The organism is Alloalcanivorax marinus, assembly GCF_016906305.1.
In the GTDB taxonomy this organism is placed as follows: Bacteria; Pseudomonadota; Gammaproteobacteria; order Pseudomonadales; family Alcanivoracaceae; genus Alloalcanivorax; species Alloalcanivorax marinus.
Genome location: NZ_JADDOL010000021.1, coordinates 43,769 through 65,474 on the forward strand (window position 1 = coordinate 43,769; position 21,706 = coordinate 65,474).

Here is a 21,706-nt window from a genome sequence, read left to right on the forward strand (position 1 = left end):
CGTCAGCGGCCCATGAACTCGGACACCAGGCTCAGGGATTCGATGTTGTCGCACACCAGCTTGATGCACACCAGCAGCGGCACCGCGATGAGAATGCCGACCACGCCCCACATCCAGCCCCACAGCAGAATGGAGAGGAACACCATCACCGGGCTCAGCGCCAGACGGTGGCCGGCGATGGTGGGCGTGATGAATTGCCCTTCCAGCACGTTCAGCCCGAGGATCAGCGCCGCCGGCAGCAGAGCTTCGTACAGGCCGTTGAATTCCAGGACGCTGATCAGGGTGATCACCACCAGGCTGGCCACCGGTCCGATATAGGGGGCGTAATTGAACAGCCCCACCATCACCCCGAACAGAATCGGGTTGGGCACATCGAGCAGATACAGCACCAGGGATGCGGCCGCCGCCAGGCACAGATTAATGATGGTGATGGTGCCCAGATAGACGGCGATGCTGTTCTGGATTTCACGCACCGTCTCCACCGCGGCCCGCTTGTTCTCGAACTGGGGAATCACCCGCACCAGCTTGCGCAGGAAGGTGTCGCCGGAGGCGAGCATGAAGTACAGAAGAATAAAGCTGATGGCGATGCCGTACAGCGCCGACCAGGTGCCGGACAGCATCCAGTCCACCGGGCTCCACGGCACGTCGGCCTTGTTCTGGCCGCCGCCGCTTTGGTTGCCGGCGGTGATCAGTTCGAACTGCTCCCGGGCCTGGCGCAGTTTCTCCATGGGGGCGGCCAGCTCCCGAAACTCCAGCTCAAGCTGTCGCAGATCCCGGGGCGCCTTGTCGAGCCATTCCATGGCCGGCTCGCTGAGCCCGTACAGGGCGCTGACCACGATCGAGAACACCAGCAGCACCACCGCCGCCGCGCTCACCGGCGGCGGAATGCGCAGGGGCCGCAGCGCCCGCACCAGGGGGGTGAAGATCAGGCTGGTCAGGAAGGCCACCACCAGAGGCGCGAACAGGGTGGCGGCGGCATAGAGCGTGTACATCACCAGCAAAATGAAGATGCCGGTGAGCATCGCCGAGCGCACCGTCACCGATTCCACCCATTTCCGGGTTTCCTCCTCGGAGAGAGTGTCCGAGGCCTGCGAGTCGTCCATGAAGGCAACCGTCATGTTGTTGGGATTCCGTGAAGACACAGCCTACTACGGTCTTCACGCGGTCTCGCACAGCGGACCGTAAAAAGCGGTAAACAGCCTGTCGGCGTTCGACTTTAGTCGTAAGGCCGGGCCCTTTGATTGCCCCGGCCGGTACCGGTCGGGATAATTCCTCGCACGTTGAATAAAAATTACACGGAGGTCCGGCCATGTTGAATCGCGCGTCCCAACCCCTGGTGCGTCTGGTGGAACGCTATTTGCCGGACCCCTATATCTTCGTGCTGATCCTGACCCTGGTGGCGGCGGTGGCCGCCATGCTGGTGGAAGGCCGTTCGCCGGTGGCGGTGATGGACATGTGGGGCAAGGGCTTCTGGGGCCTGCTCACCTTCTCCATGCAGATGCTGCTGGTGCTGGTCACCGGGTTCATGCTGGCCAGCACGCCGTTGGTCAAGGGGATCCTCGACAAGCTGGCGGCGCTGGCGCGCACGCCGGGCCAGGCGATTCTGCTGGTGACCTATGTGTCCCTGGCGGCGAGCTGGATCAACTGGGGCTTCGGCCTGGTGGTGGGGGCGCTGTTCGCCAAGGCCCTGGCGCGCCGTATCCAGGTGCACTACCCGCTGCTGATCGCCAGCGCCTATGGCGGTTTCGTGGTCTGGCACGGCGGCCTGGCGGGCTCCATTCCGCTGACCATCGCCACGCCGGGGCATTTCACCGAGAACCAGATCGGCGTGATCGGTACCGGCGACACCATCTTCGCGTTCTTCAATCTGGCCATCGTGGCGGCCCTGTTCCTCGTGGTGCCGGTGATCAACCGGTTGATGCTGCCGCCGGAGCGCGACAGCGTGTTCGCCGACCCCAATGCCATCCAGGACCCGGAGGTGCCGGACGTCACCCCCTCGCGCCCGGCGGAGCACCTGGAGAACAGCCGCGTGCTGGCCTGGCTGATCGGCTTCAGCGGCGTGGCCTACGCGGTCTACTATTTCAGCCAGGGCGGTGGCCTGAACCTGAACATCGTCAACTTCATGTTCCTGTTCCTGGCCATCGTGCTGCATCAAACCCCGCGCCGGCTGCTGATCAGCCTCAACGAGGCGGTCAAGGGCGGCGCCGGCATCGTCATCCAGTTTCCGTTCTACGCCGGCATCATGGCGATCATGACCGACTCCGGCCTGGCCGGCACCATCTCCAACGGCTTCGCCTCCATCGCCACCGACCAGACGCTGCCGTTCTGGAGCTTTATCAGCGCCGGGGTGGTGAACATCTTCGTGCCCTCCGGTGGCGGCCAGTGGGCGGTGCAGGCACCGGTGATGCTGCCCGCCGCCGCGGCGCTGGGCGCCGACGTGCCGCGGGTGGCCATGGCGGTGGCCTGGGGCGACGCCTGGACCAACCTGCTGCAGCCGTTCTGGGCGCTGCCGGTGCTGGCCATCGCCGGCCTCAAGGCCAAGGACATCATGGGCTACTGCCTGATGCTGCTGATCGTCACCGGCGTGATCATCAGCCTGGGGCTCACCTTCCTGTAGCGGCGGCCCCCGGGTCGCACTCGATCACCCCGTACCAGCCCAGGCCCCGGTAGGTTTCGTAGCCCGGGGTCAGGGCGAAGGCCACCAGCCTGTCGCCGTCCTGGTAGTAGCCGCGTTCGCGGCCTTCGGTATTGAGCGGATAGGCGCCGCCCAGCTCGCCCCGGCCGGTGGCGTCGGCGATGATGCGGTGCTCCCCGTCGAGCAGCATGACCCGGCATTGGGCCCGTTCTTCGTCGCTGAGCCCCACGCCCTTGACCACGTCTTCCGCCTGGGGCGTCCAGTCGAAGAAGATGCCGAGCACGCCCAGCGGCGCGCCCCGGGCGTCGCCGCCGGCGCGGATGGCGGTGGCGTAGGTGGCCACGGCCGCGTCGTCCAGGGCGGGGTTGCGGGCGATGTCGGTGACCGTGAACTCGTCGCCGCTGGCGGTGTTCATGGCCTGCTGAAACCAGGCGCTGCGCGCCACGTTGAGGCCCACGGCATTGGGATAGCGGTCCGGGCGCCCGTTGGCCACCACCCGCCCCTCGGCGTCGGCGATCCACAGGTCCAGGTACACCACATAGGAGCGCAGGATGGTGGCCAGGCGGTCGCTGGCATGGTCCCGCACCGCCGGGTCGTCGCCGTCCACGGCGGCCACCACCGCCGAGTCGGTGGCCCACCAGCGCACATCGCAGGAGCGCTCGAACAGGTTGCGGTCGATGATCTCGATGGCGTTCAAAGACAGGTCGGTCAGCCGCTGGCCCCGAAACTCCGTCAACATGCGCCCGCCCGCTTCCTCGATGCGCTGGGTGTGGCCTTCCACCGCGTCGCGGAAATCGGAGGCGATGTGGTTGATCTCCTCGGACACCTTGCCGATCTCCTCCGCGACCACGCCAAAGGCGGCCCCGGCGACGCCGGCGCGGGCCGCTTCGATGCGCGCGTTGAGCGCCAGGATCCGGGTGGTTTGCATGATGTCCTCGATGGCGCCCACCTTGTCGCGGGTCATCTCGGAAATGTCATAGGCCAGGTTCAGAATGGTGTTGTCCTGCATGGGCATTCTCCGGTTCGTCGTGGACCGGGAAGGCGGACCCTCCCTGGTCCTGGCCTTGCAATAAACGGGCCTCGGAGAGGCTGCTTAGTTGTTGTTTTTTATGGAAAAAATACGCCTGTTCAGTGTTATCGGCGGAGGCAGGGAGAAACTTTAGCGGCGGACGCCGGCGCAAGAGGTTCGCATTGCAACACAAAAGAGGTTGACCGGGACGACAACGGGTGTATCCTCGCCAGTAGCTAGAAAGTACGGCAGTATTTATGAATCCCCGTTCGATACCCTTCCTTAGTGTTCGTCCTGACCTTCATAAGTAACAGTAGATTTCCAGCGCCCCCAGGATCCGGTAACGGATCTGAAATTTTATGATTGATCAGGAGATCATTATGTCTACCACCACCGGTACCGTTAAGTGGTTCAACGAATCCAAAGGTTTTGGCTTTATCGAGCAGAGCGGTGGCCCCGACGTGTTTGTACACTTCAGCGCCATCACCGGCTCCGGCTTCAAAACCCTGGCCGAAGGCCAGCGCGTTGAGTTCACCGTGACTCAGGGCCAGAAAGGTCCCCAGGCCGAGAACGTGGTCGCTCTCTAAGACGACCCGCGCGGACCGGCCCGCGGGCCGGACCTCGCCGCCGCGCTTGCGCGGCCCGAAAAGCGGAGCCTTCTGGCTCCGCTTTTTTTGTGCCCGTCAGGCGTGTTTTCCCTGTCCGGTTAGCGGTATAAGGGGAGAACTCGAGTCGGACGGGGGTGCCATGATCGGCGACCGTGAAGTGATCCTGTTCCACGATCCGCGCACCCTGGCCCACCAGCCGGACGCGGACGCCGCCTTTCTGCCCGGGCGGCTGGACCGCCGGGTGCGGGAAATCCTGTCCGGCCTGGGGGCCAAATGGAGCTACCCGGAGCACCCCGGCCGCCTGCGCGCGGTGCTGGAGCTGCTGGAGCGGGAGCCGGTGCCCGGCCTGCGCCTGGCGCCCGGCGTGGCCGCCACCCGGGAACAGCTGGCCCGGGTGCACACCACCTCCTATCTCGATGGCATCCAGGCCCTGCGCGGCGAGAACGCCTGGCTGGATGTGGACACCACGGCGGTATCGCCGGGCAGCGTGGAGGCCGCCGAGGTGGCCGCCGGCACCGCCATCGCCGCCGTGGAAGCGGTGATGACCGGCGGTGCCCGGGGCGCCTTCGCCGCGGTGCGGCCGCCGGGCCACCATGCGGAATCGGTGCGCGCCCGGGGCTTTTGCCTGTTCAACAACGTGGCGGTGGCGGCGGCCCACGCCCAGGCCGCGCTGGGGTGCCGGCGGGTGCTGATCGTGGATTGGGACGCCCACCACGGCAACGGCACCCAGGAAATCTTCTGGGCCGACCCGGACGTGCTGTTTTTCGACACGCACCGGGCGGCGCCCTTCTACCCCGGCTCCGGCGCGCTCGAGGACGTGGGCGGCGGCCTCGGCGAGGGCTACACGGTGAATGTGCCGCTGCCCGGCGGCGCCGGTGATATGGCCCTGCTGAAGGCGTTCCGGGAGATACTGGTGCCGGCGGCGGACGCCTTCCGGCCCGATCTGGTGCTGGTGTCCGCCGGCTTCGATGCCCATCGTTTCGATCTGGCGCTGAACGTGAGCTACGAGGGTTTCGCGTCGATGACGCGCATCGTCCGGGACATCGCCGACCGCCATTGCCAGGGGCGGCTGGCCATGGTGCTGGAGGGCGGCTACCACACCGAGTCACTGGCCCGGGGCGTGCACGCCACCCTGGAGGTGATGGCCGGGGCCGACCCGGAGGACCCCTGGGCGCCGGGGCTCGGCGCCGTGGACGAGGCGGTGGCCTTTCACCGCGATGCCTTCAACGGGCCCTAGCGTTCCAGCGCCCAGCTGCCGCGCGCCAGGGTTTCCACCTCGGCCACGTCGTCGTCGGGCACCCGGGCCGGGTCCAGGTGCTCCAGCGGATCGAAGTGGAAGATGTAGAGCCGCGAGACGAATTCCGCCACCGGCAGCGAGGACTCGCCGTAGCGCTCGCCGCGCCCCTCGGTGGACACCTTCACCCCGTTGCCCAGATCCTGCCCCGAATCGTTGTTGGGATTGTAGAAATACACCCGCATGACCTCGTCCTGGTCCAGGGTGAGGCGCTGGATGGTGATGGCGTGCCAGCCCACGAAGCGGGCGGCGCTGTCGGTGACCGCCAGCCCCGCCGGCTGCGGGTAGATCAGCGGCTGGTTGCCGTTGTGCAGCGGGTGGTAGCAGGCATAGAAATGGCGCACGAAAGCCGCGTAGTCGTGCAGCTTGCCGGTGGCCAGGTCCACCGCCAGCCGGAAGCCGCGCCCCACCCACCAGCCGTGAAACTCCGGATTGATCCAGCGGTGCGGGTCGTCGTCCCGGTCGGCGCACAGCGCGCCCATGGCGTGGTAGATGCGGTCCAGATGCGGCACCAGCACCGCCGACACCGCGTCCACATCCTGGGGCGCCACCGCCGGCCAGCTCGGCGCCAGCTCCTTGGACGACAGCCGCTGGCCCTCGAAATGCATCACCAGGTCGTCGTCCCGGGTGGCCCAGACGATCATCTGCAGCAGGTAATCCGGATCGTTGTAGGCCCACATGGAGATCGCCCGCGCCGACTGGCAGGTGGGATTGTTGCCCTGGCCCACGCCCAGCGGCAGGCCCAGCACCGTGAGCACGCCGGCGATCAGCTGCACCTTGGCCGGCAGGGCATCGCCCAGGGCCTGGACGATGGCGGCGTCGGCGCTGGGGCTCAGGGTCTGGCCGAGCTGCCGCCACAGGGCCGGCGCCACCGGCGGCGCGAACAGAACGCCGCGCTCCAGCATCAGCGCCAGGCCGTAGGCGGCCTGGGCGGTTTCCGGAAACACCGCGGCTTCGATCAGTGCGTAGACCAGCTCCTGATAGCAGAGCAGGGCGTCGCGGCCGGTGGCGCTGAGCCCCAGGGCGGCGCTCACCAGCTCACTGGACTGGGTCAGCGCGAAACGCAGAAATACCGGCTGATAGGCGGACACCAGTCCGGTGTCGTGCATGGCCCGGGCGAAGCCGCCGGCTTCCTGCTGCAGGGCCTGGGTGTCCATGGTCGCCAGGCGCTCGGCGTAGAGCTCCAGGCCCGGGTCTTCCACGGACGCCTGGGTGGGGCCGAACAGGGCGCTCACCAGCCGGTCCGCGCCACGGCTGTTGGAGACGGTGATGGCCGGGTTGTACAGGCAGGCGGCGATCTGCGTGATCATCGCCTTGATGTGGTCCACGCGCACCGGGCGCTGGGCCAGGATGCGCCAGATTTCCTCGATCAGCCGGTCGATGATCTGGTCGTAGCCGATGTGCGAGACCAGCGTATGCAGCACGCCGCGCACCGCCGCCGCCATGCGCCCCTGGCGCACGCGGATCGCCTCGCCGCCGGTTTCGAACAGCAGGTCCAGGTTCAGGGCCAGCACCTGGGCCAGATAGTGGTGGGCCTGCTCGGCGGACAGCGCCGGATGGGACAGTTCGCCCCGGGCCACCGCCAGCAGGCGCAGCTCGCTCAGGCTTTCCAGGGCGATGTCGTCGGCGCCGCCCAGGCGCAGGGTCTGCACGGTGATATCGGCCTGCAGGATTTCCGGGTGCGCCCAGTCGGTACCGTCGAACAGGCCGGCCTGTTCGAGGGCGGTGGCGCGCCGGTAAAGCTGGTCGGGGCCGTCCGGCTGGCACAGCAGGCGCCCGGCCAGTTGCAGCACCTTACCCACGTGCCGGGGCTTGGCGAGCCGGCTGGCCGCGCCCACCTGGGCCAGCGCGTCGTCGAAGCGTGTCACCAGATCCGGCGTGGCGTCGTTGTGCTGCGTGTCGCTGCTGCTCATGCTCTCCCCGGGTGCCGCTGGCGGCCGCCGACAGGGCGACCCGCAGGACACTATACCCCAAGATGAACCCTCGGCCCTTGACGCGGCAAGCGCTGTGTTCTGTTAGGCTGAAGTTCGGGTCAGCGACCCGGTGTGCAAGGACGCCACGCCGAACCCCGCGGTGGCATGCCGCTCTCCCTCCTCCACGGTCGGCCCGAAGCAAGGAGACGATGATGACGGCGAAAGATCCGCAAAAAGGTTATGTGGCCCTGCTGGGATGGAGTCTCAACGCCATCGAGGCCCTGGAGAAATTTGACCGGCGTTTTATCGTGGTGGCGCCGGACTGGGCCCGGGCGTTCGCCGAGGAACACGAGATTCCCTTCATGAGCTGGGACTTCGAGCGGCTCAATGACCGATCCATGGAAATCGCCGTCAAGCTGAAGGACGAAGGCGTGGACGTGGCGATTCCCCTGTTCGAGGAAACCGTCGAATGGGCCGGGGCGGTGAATTCCGTGTTGATGGACAACCCGCGCCTGTACGGCCAGTCGGTGCTGTTTCGCGACAAGGCGCTGATGAAACGGCGCGCCCAGCTGGGCGGCATCCGCGTGGGTATTTTCGAGGAAGCCCACGACCGGGACGACGTGATCCGTTTCCTCAAGCGGGTCAACCAGACCCTGCTGAAACTGGACGGCGACCCCAATGACCCGATCCACCTGAAGGCCTTCGACAAGGCCGGCTGCCTGGGGCACCGGGTCATCCGCACGCCGGACGAGGTGGATACCATTCCCGACGAGGAATTTCCGGTGCTGATGGAAAGCCATCTGGACGGCTGGGAGTTCGCCGTCGAGGCCTGGATCCATGACGGCAAGATCCGCTTCCTGAACATCTCCGAGTACGTGACCCTGGGGTATTCGGTGTTCGTCCCCGCCAGCCCCGAGCTGGAAAACTGGCGGCCGCGCATCGAGCAGGAAATCGAGAAGCTGATCAAAACCTTCGACCTGAAGTCCGGCTTTATCCATCCGGAATACTTCGTCACCAGCGACGGCACCATGTACTTCGGCGAGGTGGCCTACCGGCCCCCGGGCTTCAAGGTGTTCGAACTGCTGGAGAAGGTCTACGGCTTCAACGCCTACCAGGCCATGGTGCTGGTGTTCGACCCGAAGACCACGGAAGAGGAAATCACGGCCTTTTTCCCCCGGGAAGTGGTGGACGCCAAGGGCCACGCCGGTTGCTTCGGGGTGTACCCGCGCCGCCGGGTGGTGAGCCAGCTGGAGATTCCGGAAGAAACGCTGGACCACCCCTACTTCGATTTCCACGAGCTCACCGCGCCCCTGGAGGAAACCGTCACCAAGCGCACCGCCTTCGGCACCCACTGGGGGCTGGTGTACTTCCACGGCGACGACCCCTACCGCCTGCGCGACCTGCTCAAGCACCAGGAAGAACTGGACTTCTACGTCTGATCCGCTGAACCCGGGCGCGCCGACCTGACCGGCGCGCCCGCCCGGCACCGCTCCCGACCCGCCCGCCCTCCACCGGCTTCCCGCCGGTGCGCCTCGCCGTGCTTTTTCGTTCGCTCCAGGCGTGCCCTTCCGGTGCCGCCGCGTCATGCTGTGCGCCGGGCGGGCGTGGGGTTGACAGCTTCCCGCGCTTTTTCTTAAATAGATAACAGTTTCGGAGAAAGAAAAAATGGCCAGCAGCTACCAATTACAAACATTGGCCCGTGCTCTCGACGTTCTGGAATTGATGGAACGCACCCCCGAGCCCATGTCCCTGACCGAGATCGCCGATGCCATGGGCGAAGCCACGGCCATCGTCTATCGCATCCTGCACACCCTGGAGGCCCGGGGTTACCTGTATCGGCGGCCCCAGGACAAGCGCTACAGCTACACCGGGCGGTCCACCGGCGCCGGCGCCGTGAGCCGGGCCGTGGACGTGCTGCAGGCGGCCTCGGCGGCGGTACCGGAGGGCGCTTCCCTGGAGCGGCTGGCCGCCGGCGTGGGCCTGGACCCGCGCATCGCCGAGGAGATTCTGGTGCCGCTCAGCGAAAAGGGTCTGATGCGCCGGGACGCCGACAGCGAGCGCTGGCACCTGTCCCATGCGGTCATGGAACTGGCCCGCCCCTTCCTGAACAGTGACGACGTGCTGGTGCGCGTGCGGCCGCTGATGGAGCAATGGCACGCGGAAACCGGCGAGACCGTGTCCCTGTTCCATCGCGCCGGTAACCAGCAGATCGTCACCGCGGCGCTGCCCAGCCCGCATCCGGTGCGTTACGCCCTGGAGGTGGGCAGTGCCTTCCCGCTGTACCTGGGTGCCGGCGGCAAGGCGATGCTGGCGTTTCTGCCCGAGGCGGAACGGGAATCCCTGATCAAGGCCGGCCATCTCGATGCCCTGACCCGCTATGTCCCCAAGGTCTCCGTACTGCGCAAGGAGCTGGCGCTGATCCGTCAGCGTGGCTTCGCCATTTCCAACGGCGAGCGGGTGGAAGGCGCCAGCGCGGTGGCACTGCCGATCCTGCGGGAGGACGGGCGGCCGGCGGCGGTGCTGGGGCTGATGATGCCCAGCTTCCGCACCTCCGATGCCGAGCTGCAGCGGCTCGGCGAACGACTTTCCGAAGCGCTGCGATCGCTGTACCTGCCCGCCGGCGAGCGCGGTCGCGGCGCCTGACATTAATAAGGAGAACACCATGATTCGTGATCAGGAGGGCCTGACGGCACTGCTGGAAGAGGTTCGGGGCTGGGTCCGCGAGGTGGCGATTCCCGCCGAGGACACGGTGGAAGCCCGGGACGAAGTGCCGGAGGAACTGGTCGAGGACATGCGCCGCCGGGGCTATTTCGGCTGGAGCATCCCCGAGCAGTACGGCGGCGCCGGCCTGACCTGTGAAGAACTGGTGCTGGGCGCCATGGAGCTGTCCCAGGCCGCCACCGCCTTCCGCGCCCGGGTCGGCACCAACACCGGCATCGGTTCCGAGGCCCTGGTGGCGGACGGCACCGAGGAACAGAAAAACCGCTATCTGCCGGCCCTCGCCCGGGGCGAGATCACCGGCTGCTTCGCGCTCACCGAACCGGAGGCCGGTTCCGACGCCACCGCGCTCACCACCAGCGCGCGCCGGGACGGCGACCATTACGTGCTCAACGGCACCAAGTGCTACATCACCAATGCCCCCATCGCCGGCCTGTTCACGGTGATGGCGCGCACCGACCCGGACAACCGGACCGCCGGCGGCATCAGCGCCTTTCTGGTGGAAGCGGGCACGCCGGGGCTGAGCGTGGGGGCGGCCTACAAAAAGATGGGCCAGGCCGGTTCACCGGTGTCGGAAGTCTATTTCGAGGATTGCCGGGTGCCCGCCGCCAACCTGATCGGCGGCGTGGAAGGGCAGGGCTTCGCCACCGCCATGAAGGTGCTCAACAAGCAGCGGCTGCACCTGAGCGCCCTGTGCACCGGCCCGGCCATGCGCATGCGCGACGAGGCCCTGGCCCATGCCAGCCAGCGTCGCCAGTTCGGCCGGCCGGTGGCGGAGTTCCAGCTGGTGCAGGCGATGATCGCCGACATGCAGACCGAGATTCATGCCGCGCGCGCCCTGATTCTGGAAACCGCGCGCAAGCGGGACGCCGGCGGCGACGTGAAACTGGACGCTTCCATGTGCAAGTACTTCGCCTCGGAGATGTGCGGCCGGGTGGCCGACCGGGCGGTGCAGATTTTCGGGGGCGCCGGTTACGTGGCGGACTACAGCTGCATCGAGCGGCTCTACCGCGACGTGCGTTTGTTCCGCCTCTATGAAGGCACCAGTCAGATCCATCAGCTCAATATCGCCAAGCTCACTCTTCGGCAGGCGTCCTGAACGCCGCCGTTCTCCCTGAAACCAAGAGGAAAGACGACATGCTTACAACAATCACCCGTCGTATCCGTGGTCTGGCCGTGATCGGCGCGGCCCTGGTCTGTCTCAACCCGGCCTGGGCGGCCGATTACCCGGAGCGTCCGGTCACCGCCATGGTGCCGTTCCCGGCCGGCGGCAGCACCGACCTGATGGCCCGGGCCATCGCCCAGGAGCTCACCGACAGCCTGAACACCAATGTGGTGGTGGACAACCGCTCCGGCGGCGCCGGCACGGTGGGGCTGGCGGCTCTGGCCCGCGCCCGCGCCGACGGCTACACCATCGGCGTGGTGCCGGCGGCGCCGCTGGTCAACCAGCCGCACATGCACCGCACACCCTATGACCTGGATGCGTTCGACTACGTCTGCCAGTTCTTCGAAAGCCCCCAGGCCCTGGCGGTAAAATCGGGTTCCCCGTTCTCCAACCTGAAGGAACTGGTGGACTACGCCCAGGCGCACCCGGGTGAGCTTACCTACGGCAGCCCCGGCCCGGGCTCCCTGCCCAACCTGGCCATGGAACAGTTTCTGGAAAAAGCCAAGGTGGACATCACCCACGTGCCTTTCGCCGGTGACGGCCCGGGCGTGACCGCGCTGATGGGCGGCCACGTAGACCTCTACATGACCATGTCCAACGTGATCGCCGACCGCGACCTGAAGTCGGTGGCGATTTTCAGTGAACAGGAACTGGACACTCTGCCCGGCGTACAGACCGCCGCCGCCCAGGGCTACGACATGACCGCCTCCTGGTGGGGCGGGGTGATCGCGCCCAAGGGCATTCCCGATGACGCCCGTGACGCCCTGGAAAAAAGCTGCCTGCAGGCCACCGAATCCGAACGGCTGGGTAAGGTGCTCGACCGCCTCGGCACCCAGGCCGTGTACCTGGGCCCGGCGGATTTTCGCGCCAAGGTGGAATCCATCTCCGAGACCAATGGACGGTTGATCGAAAAAGTTCTGAAGAACCGTTCCTGAGAAAAAGGTACTCGTAATGAAAACAAAAAATCGAAACGTGCTGGCTGCTGCCTGCACCCTGCTGGGCCTGGCCCTGAGCAGCCTGTCGCTGCTGGTGACGCCGGCCTGGGCGGCGGATTACCCGTCCCGTCCGGTCACCGAGATCGTGCCCTATCCGGCCGGCGGCAGCACCGACCTGGCCGGCCGCGCGGTGGCCAACGCCATGAGCGAGATACTCGGTGACAAGGTGGTGGTGGACAACCGCTCCGGCGGTGGCGGCAGCGTGGGCATGGCGGCCCTGGCCCGCGCCCGCGCCGACGGCTATACCATCGGCGTGGCGCCGGTGGGCACCATCGCCAACCAGCCGCACATGCACCGCACGCCATACAGCGCGGAGTCCTTCGACTACCTGTGCCAGTTCTATTACGCGCCCCAGGTGCTGGCGGTGAAGCCCGGTTCGCCCTTCAAAACCCTGAAGGGCGTGGTGGACTACGCCAAGGCTCACCCCGGCGAGCTCACCTACGGCACCCCCGGCCCGGGCACCCTGCCGCACCTGCAGATCGAACAGTTCAAGCGCCTTGCCGGCGCCGACATCACCCATGTGCCCTTCGCCGGGGACGGCCCGGGTCTCACCGCGCTGATGGGCGGCCATATCGATCTGTATTTCGCGCTGCCCAATACGGTGACCGACCGGGATCTGCGGGCGGTGGCGGTGTTCAGTGAAGCACCCATCGAGGCGTTGCCCGACCTGAAAACCGCCATCCAGCAGGGCTACGACATGACCGCCGCGGTGGCCGGTGGCCTGGTGGCGCCCAAGGGGATTCCCGAGGACGTTCGCGACCGGTTGGCTTCCGCCTGTGAACAGGCCACCGAATCCGAGACATTGAAAACCGTGCTTGGCCGGGTCGGCCTGGACGCGGTCTATCTCAGCCCCGGGGCGTTTCAGGATCTGGTGCTGTCCACCTCGAAGACCAACGGTGAACTGATCCGTGACGTGCTCAAGGGCGGAGGCCACTAAGCATGAAAGCGCGCGTTCTGGATCTGTGCTACGGCGCGGCGGCCCTGGCCGCCGCCCTGGCGGTGTACCTGGCCGGCGGTGGCAACGACCGGCCGGTGCCGGTGGCCAGCAACCCTTACTGGTACCCGAAGCTGCTGCTGGCGTTGATCGGGGTGTGCGCGGTCTGGTTGATGGTGCGGGCGGCGCTGAATGGCGGTCCGGACAGCGCGCTGGAGCGGCTGCGCTGGCGCAGCCTCACCGGCACCGTGGTGATCAGCAGCGCCTACCTGCTGGGCTATGAGTGGCTGGGCTTCGTGCCCGCCACCCTGGCGCTGATGCTGGTGTTCTCGCTGTTCCAGGGCTTCCGCCGTCCGCTGTGGCTGGTGGGGGTGGCGGTGCTGTTCACCGCCCTGGTCTGGTACGGCTTCGCCGATCTGCTCAACCGTCCGCCGCCGGGGCCGGCCCTGCCGTCCCTGAGCGCACTGTTTTCCTGATTCCTAAAAGAACATGGCCCCTGGCGGGGCCCGGAGGCTTATATGGACGCCTTGATGTCCGCCCTCTCCATGCTCGCCGCCCCGGACGCCCTGCTGGCGGTGGTGGCGGGGACCCTGGTCGGTATCATTATCGGCGCGCTGCCCGGTCTCGGCTCCCTGCTGGCGATCACCATGGCGCTGCCGCTGACCTTCGTGCTCGGCCAGGGCGCCAGTGTGGCGCTGCTGCTGGGCATCTATTGCGGCTCGGTGTACGGCGGCTCGCTGTCGGCGATTCTGATCAACACGCCGGGCACGCCGCAATCCGCCGCCACCGTGCTCGACGGTTACCCCATGGCCCGGCGTGGCGAGGCGGGCCTGGCCCTGGGCTGGGCGACCACCGCCTCCGCCTTCGGCGGCATTCTGGCCACCGTGATTCTGGCGGTGGCGTCCCCGTTGCTGGCGCGCATCGGCTTGAAGTTCGGGCCGGTGGAATATTTCGCCCTGGGCCTGTTCGCGCTCACCTGCATCGTCACCGTGTCCCGGGACAATCTGGTCAAGGGGCTGATGGCCGGCCTGCTCGGTCTGTTCGTGGCGGTGGTGGGGCAGGACCCGGTCACCGGCTACCTGCGTTACGACTTCAATGTGTTCGATCTGTCCGCGGGCATTGGCCTGGTGCCGTTCCTGGTCGGCCTGTTCGCCCTGTCGGAAGTGTTCTGGCGGGCCGCCGAGCGGGCCGGGGGCAGTGCGCCGGTGATTCGCTCCGCGTTCCGCTGCCCGTCCCCGGGTGAACTGCGGCGGCGTTTTTCCATGCTGCTCAAGTCGTCGTTGATCGGTACCTGGATCGGCACCCTGCCCGGGGTGGGCGCTTCCTCCGCGTCCATGATCAGCTACGCGGAAGCCAAGCGCAGTTCGCGTAACCGGGACAAATTCGGCACCGGTGAACCGGACGGCCTGATCGCCTCCGAGGCGGCCAACAACGCGGTGACCTCCGGCGCCATGGTACCGACCCTGTCGCTGGGCGTGCCCGGCGATCCGATCACCGCGGTGATGCTGGGCGCCCTGGTGCTGCAGGGCGTGACGCCCGGCCCGCGCCTGTTTCTGGATAACCAGGAACTGGTGCTGTTCATCTTTCTGATGCTGTTCGTGGCCAACATCTGCATGTTCTTCGGCGGCTGGCTGATGTCGCCGCTGTTCTCGCGCATTCTGCGCTTGCCGGAGCCTCTGCTGATGGCGGCGGTGGTGGTGCTGGTGGCCGCCGGCACCTACAGCATCAACGGCAATCCGTTCGATCTGCTGGTGGTGTTGCTGGCGGGCATCGGCGGCTTTCTGTTGCGCTACAACGGCTTTCCGCTGGCGCCCATGGTGATCGGCTTCGTGCTCAGTCCGATGATCGAGCAGAGCCTGCGCCAGGGGCTGCTGATGAATCGCGGCAGCTTCCTGGGCTTCTTCGCCAGCCCGATCGCCTCGGGCCTGTTTCTGATTACCGCGCTGTTCCTGTTGTGGCCGCTGTTGAGTGGTGCGCGCAGGCGCCTGTTTTCCTCAAGGACCGTGAAGGAATGATTCCCATGACAAACGACAAACCGCTGGCCGGCATCCGGGTCATCGAGTTCGGGCAGTTCATCGCCGGCCCCGGGGCGACCCAGATTCTCGCCGATCTGGGCGCCGAGGTGATCAAGATCGAGAGCTTCAACGGCGACAACAGCCGGCGCTTCGGCGTCAGCGAAAAAAGCGGCCACCGCAGCGGCATGTTCATGGCCTACAACCGGGGCAAGAAATCCGTGGCCGTGGATCTGCGCAACGCTGAGGGCGTGGCGGTGGCCCGGGAACTGGCCCTGGGCGCGGACGTGGTGGTGCAGAACAGCCGGGTCGGCGTGATGGAGGGCCTGGGCCTGGACGCGGCCACCCTGCGCGCGGAAAAACCGAGCCTGATCCATGCCTCGATTTCCGGGTTCGGTACCCGTGGCCCGTCCCGGGAGCGCCCCGGGCTGGACATCGCCGCCCAGGCGGAAAGCGGCATGATGTCGCTGACCGGCGAACCCGGCGGCGTGCCGCTGAAAACCGGCTTCGCGGTGGTCGACGCGGCCACCGCCACCGCCGCCGCCAATGCCATTCTGGCGGCGCTGTTCCGCTGCGCCCGTCACGGCGAGGGCGCCACCATCGAGACCTCGCTGCTGGCGGTGGCGGTGGGCCTGCAGGCGCAGATCTGGGCGGAGTACGGCTGCTCCGGCGAGCTGCCACGGCGGGCCGGCAACGCCCAGCCATTGGTGGCGCCGGCGGCGGACCTGATCCAGGTGCGCGACGGCCACATCGTGATCTCCGCCTATATGGAAGATCACTGGCAGCGGCTTTGCCGGGCCATCGAGCAGCCGGAGCTGGGCACCGATCCGCGCTTCGCCACCAGCAATGACCGGGTCGCCAACCGGCCCGCCATGGTGGCTATTCTCAATCAGGCCCTGGGCGGCTTCGGCGGGGAGGAAGCCCGGGCACGGCTGGAGGCGTTCGGCGTGGTGTGCGGCGTGGTGCGTAACTACACCCAGGTGCGCGCCAGCGCCGACGTGCAAGCCACCGGTATCTTCCAGCGGGTGCTGGACGGCAAGGGCGGCGAGGTGGACGTGCCGGCGCTGCCCTTTACCTTCGGGGACGGTGCCGCCGAGGCCACCACCACCCTGCCCGAGCTGGGCCAGCATACTCTGGACGTGCTGGCACAGGCCGGCTTCTCCGCCGAGCGCCGCCAGGCGCTGCTGGACGGCAAGGTGATCGCCACCGGCGGAGCCGCCTGATTACCAGCTGCCGGTATTTTCCATGGACGCCCAGGGTTCCTCGGGAGCCCGGGCGTCGCCTTTCTGCAGCAACTCCACCGAAATAAGATCCGGCGAGCGCACGAACGCCATGTGGCCGTCCCGGGGCGGGCGGTTGATGGTGTAGCCCATCTCCTGAAGGTGCGCGCACAGCGCATAGATGTCGTCCACCCGGAACGCCAGATGGCCGAAGTTGCGGGCCGAGCCCATGTCCGGCTCCGGGTCCCAGTTCCAGGTCAGCTCCAGCTCCGCGTCCGGGGTTTCCGGGGCGGCCAGGAACACCAGCGTGAAACGGCCCTGGGGCACTTCCTTGCGGCGGTTCTCGCGCAGTCCCAGTCCATCACAGTAAAAGCGCAGGGAGGCGTCCAGGTCGCTGACCCGCACCATGGTGTGCAGATACTTCATGTTTTCGATCCCGTTTGATAGAAGGGAACAGCAAAGCTGAACAAAATCAGATTTCATAATAACAGAGGGAGAGTGCATGGACCTGCATCGCATCGGTGCCCGCGCCCTGGCGCGCCGCATCAAACAGAAGGCGATCACCGCCGAGGCGGCCCTGGAATATTTCATCGACCGGGTGGAGCGCCTTGATGGTCCGCTCAACGCGGTGGTGGTACGGCGCTTTGATCAAGCCCGGGAACGGGCCCGCGAGGCGGACCGGGCGCTGGCCCGGGGCGAGGACTGGGGCGCCCTGCACGGCGTGCCGATGACCATCAAGGAAACCTACGAGATCGCCGGCTGGCCGACCACCGCCGGCGTGCTGCGGGATCACGTCTCCGAGCACACCAGCCGCGCGGTACAGCGGCTGCTGGACGCCGGCGCGGTGGTGTTCGGCAAAACCAATGTGCCGGCCATGGCCGGTGACCTGCAGAGCTACAACGACATTTACGGCACCACCCACAATCCCTGGAACACGGCGCTGACCCCGGGCGGTTCCTCCGGGGGCGCCGCCGCCGCCCTGGCCGCCGGCTTCACGCCGCTGGAACTGGGCAGCGACATCGGCGGCTCGATCCGCACCCCGTCGGCCTTCTGTGGTGTGTGCGGGCTGAAGCCCAGTTTCGGCCTGATCTCCACCCGGGGCCATGTGCCCGGGCCGCCGGGAGCGCTGGCCCGCCGCGACATTTCCGTGGCCGGCCCCATGGCCCTGAACCCGGGCGACCTGTCCCTGGCCCTGGACCTGCTGGCGGCGCCGGACGATGAGGAGGCGCCGGGCTGGCGGCTGACCCTGCCGGCGCCGCGCCACCAGGCGCTCAAGGATTTTCGCGTGGCCGCCTGGCTGGATGATCCGCGCTGTCCGGTGGACGACGCCATTCGCGAGGCGCTGGAAGGGCTCACCGGTGAACTGGCGGGGCAGGGCGTGCACGTGGATCACGAGGCGCGGCCGGACGGCCTCACGCTGGAAAGCGCCTACGACGTCTATTATCAGCTGCTTGCCGGCACCATGGGCGTGGGCCTGCCGGACGATCTCTATCAGCAATTGCAACAGGATGTGGCGGAGGCGGCGCCGGACGACACGGGTTACCGGGTGCGCTTCGCCCGTGGCGTGACCCAGTCGCACACCGACTGGCTGCACGCGGACGAACAGCGCCAGGGTCAGCGCGCCGCCTGGCACCGATTCTTCCAGGACGTGGACGTGCTGCTGTGCCCGGTGGTACAGACCCTGCCGTTCCCCCATCAGCAGAAGCCCGGGCCCGGCGGTCGGGTGCTGCGCGTCAACGGCCGCGACCAGCCTTACCTGGACATCATGGTGTGGGTGGGCCTGGCCGGGGCGGTCTACCTGCCGGCGGTGACCCTGCCCATCGGGCTGACCCGGGACGGCCTGCCGCTGGCGGTGCAGATCATCGGGCCCTATCTGGAGGACCGCACCGTATTGGCTTTCGCGGAACACCTCTCGGAGGTGCTGGCGCCGCTGCCGCCGTCACCGCCGGCGCAGTAAGCCAACAAAGCCGGAAAATGTGTATACATTGCTGAGACAATGAGCGGAGGTCATAAAAAGAGGGTATTGGGAAACCGGGGAGCTGTGCTACATTCCGTTCAGCAGTTTCATTTTTCGGCCTTACTATTTCGCTATGCGGAACAGGCAAAACAACAAACCAGGAGCTCCCCATGACTCTGATGCATCGTTTCCGTAACACGCTGGCGTTCGGTGGCTCGGCAATCGCCCTCGCGGCCACCGTGGCGTTCAGCGCCACCGCCCACGCCGCCGATACCATTACCTGGAAGGTTCAGTCCCACTGGCCCGGTTCCAGCAGTTCCTACGAGGACAGCCTCAAGCGCATCAAGCGCGTGATCGAGGAGCGCACCGACGGTCAGCTGAAGCTGGAACTGTACGAGGCCGGCCAGCTGTTCAAGGCCCAGGAAACCTTCAACGCGGTAAGCCGTGGCGTGATCCAGATGGGCACCATCTCTCCGGCCTACGCCCAGGACAAGATGACCCTGGCGGGCATCGCCTCCGGTCTGCCGTTCGCGTTCCGCAACGTCTGGGAAGCGTCCTACTTCCACAAGAACCTGGGCTTCGAGGACATGCTTCGCGAGGAAGCGGCCAAGTTCAACGTCTACTACTCCACGGACAAAGTGTATCCCACCGAGATGGTTTCCAAGAAGCCGATCAACAGCTGGGAAGACTTCAAGGGCCTGAAGATCCGCTCTTCCGGCGCGCTGCAGAAGTTCCTCACCGAAGCCGGCGCGGCCGGTACCTATGTGCCGGGCGGTGAACTCTACCAGGCCCTGTCCAGCGGCGTGGTCGACGCGGCCCACTGGGGCGCGGCGCAAGGCGCGGCCAGCATGGGGCTGTATGAAGTGGCCAAGTACCACGTGCAGCCGGCACTGAACATCGCCGGTACCGACGCCTTCATCGTCAGCCAGAAGGCGCTGGACAAGCTGCCGGAAGGCATGGCCAAGATCGTCAAGGACGCCCTCGACGAGCAGTTCTGGATCCGTACCAGCGAATACCTGTACAAGGAAAAAATCACCCTGGCCAAGGTTCAGGCCGAGCAGGGCGTGAAGATCAACACCATGCCCCAGGACGTGCAGGACCGTCTGGCCAAAGTGGCCCAGAAAACCTGGGACGAGGAAGCCAAGCGCAGCGACAAGGCCGCCGAAGCGGTGGACAAGCTGAAAGGTTTCCTGAGCGACCTGGGTTACCTGTAACAGCGGACCCGACCCCGGGGGGAGCCAGCCGGCTCCCCCTTTTTAGTGTTTACCGTTAAGCCCCCCGCGGAGGAACCATGTCCTTCCTTCAGAAGTTGATCAACGGCGTGACCCGTCTCAATGACGTGCTGGGCCGGTGGATCGCGCTGCTGGTTTTCGTGATGACCGCGCTGCTGCTGCTCGAGGTCGTTTGTCGTTACCTGCTGAACTCGCCCACGGTGTGGACGTCCGAGCTGACCCAGTTCGTGTTCGGTGTGTACGCGATCATGGCCGGTGGCTATGTGATGGCGCATAAGGGCCACGTCAACGTGGACCTGCTGTATTCCCGTTTCTCGGTGCGCACGCAGGCGATCATCGACGTGTTCACCTCCGTGTTGTTCTACATTTTCATTCTGGCGTTTCTGTATTTCGCGTCCTCGATGGCCTGGGAATCCTTCCAGGGCAGCGAGACCACCTATTCCGCGTGGAACCCGCCGGTGTGGCCGGTGAAGGCGTTCATGCCGCTGGCCATCGTGCTGGTTCTGCTGCAGGGCACCGTCAAGCTGCTGCGTGACATCGCCGTGGCGATCAACCCGGACAACGCCCTCGTTCTTAAAGACAGCATCGATGACGGGACGGAGGAGCCGCACTGATGAGCATCGAGATGATCACTCTGCTGTTCTTCGGCTCGCTACTGCTGTTCCTGGTGCTGGGTCTGCCATTGACCTTCGTGCTGGGCGGCGTGTCCGTGGTGTTTCTGTACTTCACCTGGGGGCCGGACGCCTTCTATATGGTGGCGTCGCAGATCTGGAGCACCATGGGCAGCTTCAGTCTGGTGGCGATACCGCTGTTCGTGTTCATGGCCATGGTGCTGGAGCGCACCGGCGTGGCCAAGGATCTGTACCGGATGATGTTCCTGTGGTGGGGTGGCCTGCGCGGCGGCCTGGCCATCGGCACCCTGGTGATCTGCGCCATCTTCGCCGCCATGTGCGGCATCTCCGGCGCCGCCGTGGTGGCCATGGGCACCATCGCCCTGCCGTCCATGCTGGAGCGCGGCTACGACAAGCGCATGGTGCTGGGCTGCATCAACACCGGCGGTGGCTGGGGCATTCTGATTCCGCCCAGCATCCTGATGATTCTCTACTCGCTGATCACCGGCGTGTCGGTGGGTCAGATGTTCGCCGCCGGCGTGCTGCCGGGGCTGCTGCTGATGGTGCTGACCTGCGCCTACATCCTGATCCGCTGCTATTTCCAGCCGGAACTGGCGCCGGCCCTGCCCAAGGAAGAGCGTGCCTCCTGGCCGGAAAAACTGAAGGCGCTGCGCGCGGTGATTCTGCCGATGCTGATCGTGGTGATGGTGCTAGGCTCCATCATCGCCGGCATCACCACGCCCACCGAAGCCGCCGCCATGGGCGTGTTCGGCGCGCTGCTGTCGGCGGTGGTGTACCGCAAGATGAGCTGGGAACTGATGCGCGACGCCTCGATCCGCACCTTCAAGCTCACCGGCATGATCATGTGGATTCTGTTCGCCGCCCACGCCTTCAGTGCCGCCTACCAGAGCATGGGCGCCCAGGAACTGTTCGAAGGCTGGATCACCTCGATCCCCGGCGGCCCCTGGGCGGTGATCATCACCATGATGGTGATCATCTTCTTCCTGGCCATGGTGCTGGATCCGGTGGGCATCATGCTGATTACCCTGCCGGTGTTCCTGCCGGTGGTGAAGGCCATGGGCTTCGATCCGGTGTGGTTCGGTATCCTGTTCGTGATCAACATGGAGATCGGCTACATGACACCACCCTTCGGGTTCAACCTCTTCTATTTGAAGGGGGTGGTGCCACCCAGCATCACCATGAAGGACATCTATGTGTCGGTGATCCCGTTCGTGCTGGTGGAGATCGTGGGCATCGCGCTGATCATGATGTTCCCGGAAATCGCCACCTACCTGCCGCGGCTGTTCTTCTGACACCGCCCGGCAGACAAAAAAGGCCGCCCTCGGGCCACTGCTGTCCCACAGTTGAAGGGACATAAAGAAAAAGCCTGAACCACCCGGGTA

Annotated in this window: 19 protein-coding genes; 15 read left to right on the forward strand and 4 right to left on the reverse strand. The window is 66.3% G+C overall.

Going from position 1 to position 21,706, the window contains the following annotated elements; genetic code table 11:
• Window positions 1-2: 2 nt before the first annotated feature.
• On the reverse strand, window positions 3-1,118 hold the full coding sequence (locus IM760_RS15545; RefSeq protein WP_204431119.1) for an AI-2E family transporter: 1,116 nt from the start codon (window positions 1,116-1,118) through the stop codon (window positions 3-5).
• Between the two features lie 191 nt (window positions 1,119-1,309).
• Between IM760_RS15545 and IM760_RS15550 the strand changes: the two genes are divergently transcribed.
• Window positions 1,310-2,617 carry a short-chain fatty acid transporter gene (locus IM760_RS15550; RefSeq protein WP_204431120.1) on the forward strand — a complete coding sequence of 436 codons (1,308 nt, stop codon included), beginning with the start codon at window positions 1,310-1,312 and terminating at the stop codon, window positions 2,615-2,617.
• Here IM760_RS15550 and IM760_RS15555 read toward each other — a convergent pair.
• The gene (locus IM760_RS15555; protein WP_204431121.1) at window positions 2,604-3,644 is read right to left on the reverse strand and encodes a cache domain-containing protein; all 1,041 of its coding nucleotides are present in this window, start codon (window positions 3,642-3,644) and stop codon (window positions 2,604-2,606) included. The two genes, IM760_RS15550 and IM760_RS15555, sit on opposite strands and share 14 nt — an antisense overlap.
• Window positions 3,645-4,024: 380 nt before the next feature.
• Between IM760_RS15555 and cspE the strand changes: the two genes are divergently transcribed.
• Both cspE and IM760_RS15565 read left to right on the forward strand, forming a co-directional pair.
• Window positions 4,025-4,231: a transcription antiterminator/RNA stability regulator CspE gene (gene cspE / locus IM760_RS15560; protein ID WP_204431122.1), complete on the forward strand. Its 207-nt coding sequence runs from the start codon at window positions 4,025-4,027 to the stop codon at window positions 4,229-4,231.
• A gap of 160 nt (window positions 4,232-4,391) precedes the next feature.
• Window positions 4,392-5,489 (forward strand): histone deacetylase family protein, encoded by a 1,098-nt coding sequence (locus IM760_RS15565; protein ID WP_204431123.1) that lies wholly within the window; start codon window positions 4,392-4,394, stop codon window positions 5,487-5,489.
• On the opposite strand, the gene IM760_RS15570 is transcribed toward IM760_RS15565, so the two are convergent.
• Window positions 5,486-7,459 carry a hypothetical protein gene (locus IM760_RS15570; RefSeq protein WP_204431124.1) on the reverse strand — a complete coding sequence of 658 codons (1,974 nt, stop codon included), beginning with the start codon at window positions 7,457-7,459 and terminating at the stop codon, window positions 5,486-5,488. The genes IM760_RS15565 and IM760_RS15570 overlap by 4 nt on opposite strands.
• 212 nt (window positions 7,460-7,671) lie before the next feature.
• On the opposite strand from IM760_RS15570, the gene IM760_RS15575 reads away from it, so the two are divergent.
• The 8 genes from IM760_RS15575 (at window position 7,672) to IM760_RS15610 (ending at window position 16,506) form a co-directional block, all read left to right on the forward strand.
• Entirely contained in the window at window positions 7,672-8,898 is a 1,227-nt protein-coding gene (locus tag IM760_RS15575; RefSeq protein ID WP_204431125.1) for an ATP-grasp domain-containing protein, read from the forward strand.
• A 226-nt stretch (window positions 8,899-9,124) separates the two neighbouring features.
• Entirely contained in the window at window positions 9,125-10,102 is a 978-nt protein-coding gene (locus tag IM760_RS15580; RefSeq protein ID WP_204431126.1) for an IclR family transcriptional regulator domain-containing protein, read from the forward strand.
• Window positions 10,103-10,121: 19 nt separating this feature from the next.
• Window positions 10,122-11,276: an acyl-CoA dehydrogenase family protein gene (locus IM760_RS15585; protein WP_204431127.1), complete on the forward strand. Its 1,155-nt coding sequence runs from the start codon at window positions 10,122-10,124 to the stop codon at window positions 11,274-11,276.
• 38 nt (window positions 11,277-11,314) lie between these two features.
• On the forward strand, window positions 11,315-12,277 hold the full coding sequence (locus IM760_RS15590) for a Bug family tripartite tricarboxylate transporter substrate binding protein (protein WP_204431128.1): 963 nt from the start codon (window positions 11,315-11,317) through the stop codon (window positions 12,275-12,277).
• Between the two features lie 16 nt (window positions 12,278-12,293).
• Window positions 12,294-13,274 carry a Bug family tripartite tricarboxylate transporter substrate binding protein gene (locus IM760_RS15595; RefSeq protein ID WP_204431130.1) on the forward strand — a complete coding sequence of 327 codons (981 nt, stop codon included), beginning with the start codon at window positions 12,294-12,296 and terminating at the stop codon, window positions 13,272-13,274.
• Window positions 13,275-13,276: 2 nt separating this feature from the next.
• Window positions 13,277-13,747, forward strand: a complete 471-nt coding sequence (locus IM760_RS15600) for a tripartite tricarboxylate transporter TctB family protein (RefSeq protein ID WP_204431132.1) — start codon at window positions 13,277-13,279, stop codon at window positions 13,745-13,747.
• A 42-nt stretch (window positions 13,748-13,789) separates the two neighbouring features.
• Complete coding sequence (locus IM760_RS15605) at window positions 13,790-15,286, forward strand: tripartite tricarboxylate transporter permease (protein ID WP_204431134.1); 1,497 nt, start codon at window positions 13,790-13,792, stop codon at window positions 15,284-15,286.
• A 5-nt stretch (window positions 15,287-15,291) separates the two neighbouring features.
• Entirely contained in the window at window positions 15,292-16,506 is a 1,215-nt protein-coding gene (locus IM760_RS15610) for a CaiB/BaiF CoA transferase family protein (RefSeq protein WP_204431136.1), read from the forward strand.
• On the opposite strand, the gene IM760_RS15615 is transcribed toward IM760_RS15610, so the two are convergent.
• Complete coding sequence (locus IM760_RS15615) at window positions 16,507-16,929, reverse strand: VOC family protein (protein WP_204431138.1); 423 nt, start codon at window positions 16,927-16,929, stop codon at window positions 16,507-16,509.
• 76 nt (window positions 16,930-17,005) lie between these two features.
• On the opposite strand from IM760_RS15615, the gene IM760_RS15620 reads away from it, so the two are divergent.
• The 4 genes from IM760_RS15620 to IM760_RS15635 all read left to right on the forward strand — a co-directional run bounded on the left by IM760_RS15620 (window position 17,006) and on the right by IM760_RS15635 (window position 21,616).
• Window positions 17,006-18,460, forward strand: a complete 1,455-nt coding sequence (locus IM760_RS15620; RefSeq protein WP_204431140.1) for an amidase — start codon at window positions 17,006-17,008, stop codon at window positions 18,458-18,460.
• 170 nt (window positions 18,461-18,630) lie between these two features.
• A complete protein-coding gene (gene dctP / locus IM760_RS15625) occupies window positions 18,631-19,674 on the forward strand; it encodes a TRAP transporter substrate-binding protein DctP (RefSeq protein WP_204431142.1) in 1,044 nt (347 codons plus the stop codon).
• A gap of 77 nt (window positions 19,675-19,751) precedes the next feature.
• Window positions 19,752-20,306 (forward strand): TRAP transporter small permease subunit, encoded by a 555-nt coding sequence (locus IM760_RS15630; protein WP_204431144.1) that lies wholly within the window; start codon window positions 19,752-19,754, stop codon window positions 20,304-20,306.
• Entirely contained in the window at window positions 20,306-21,616 is a 1,311-nt protein-coding gene (locus IM760_RS15635) for a TRAP transporter large permease (RefSeq protein WP_204431146.1), read from the forward strand. The genes IM760_RS15630 and IM760_RS15635 overlap by 1 nt, the downstream gene beginning before the upstream one ends.
• The last annotated feature ends 90 nt before the right edge of the window (window positions 21,617-21,706 follow it).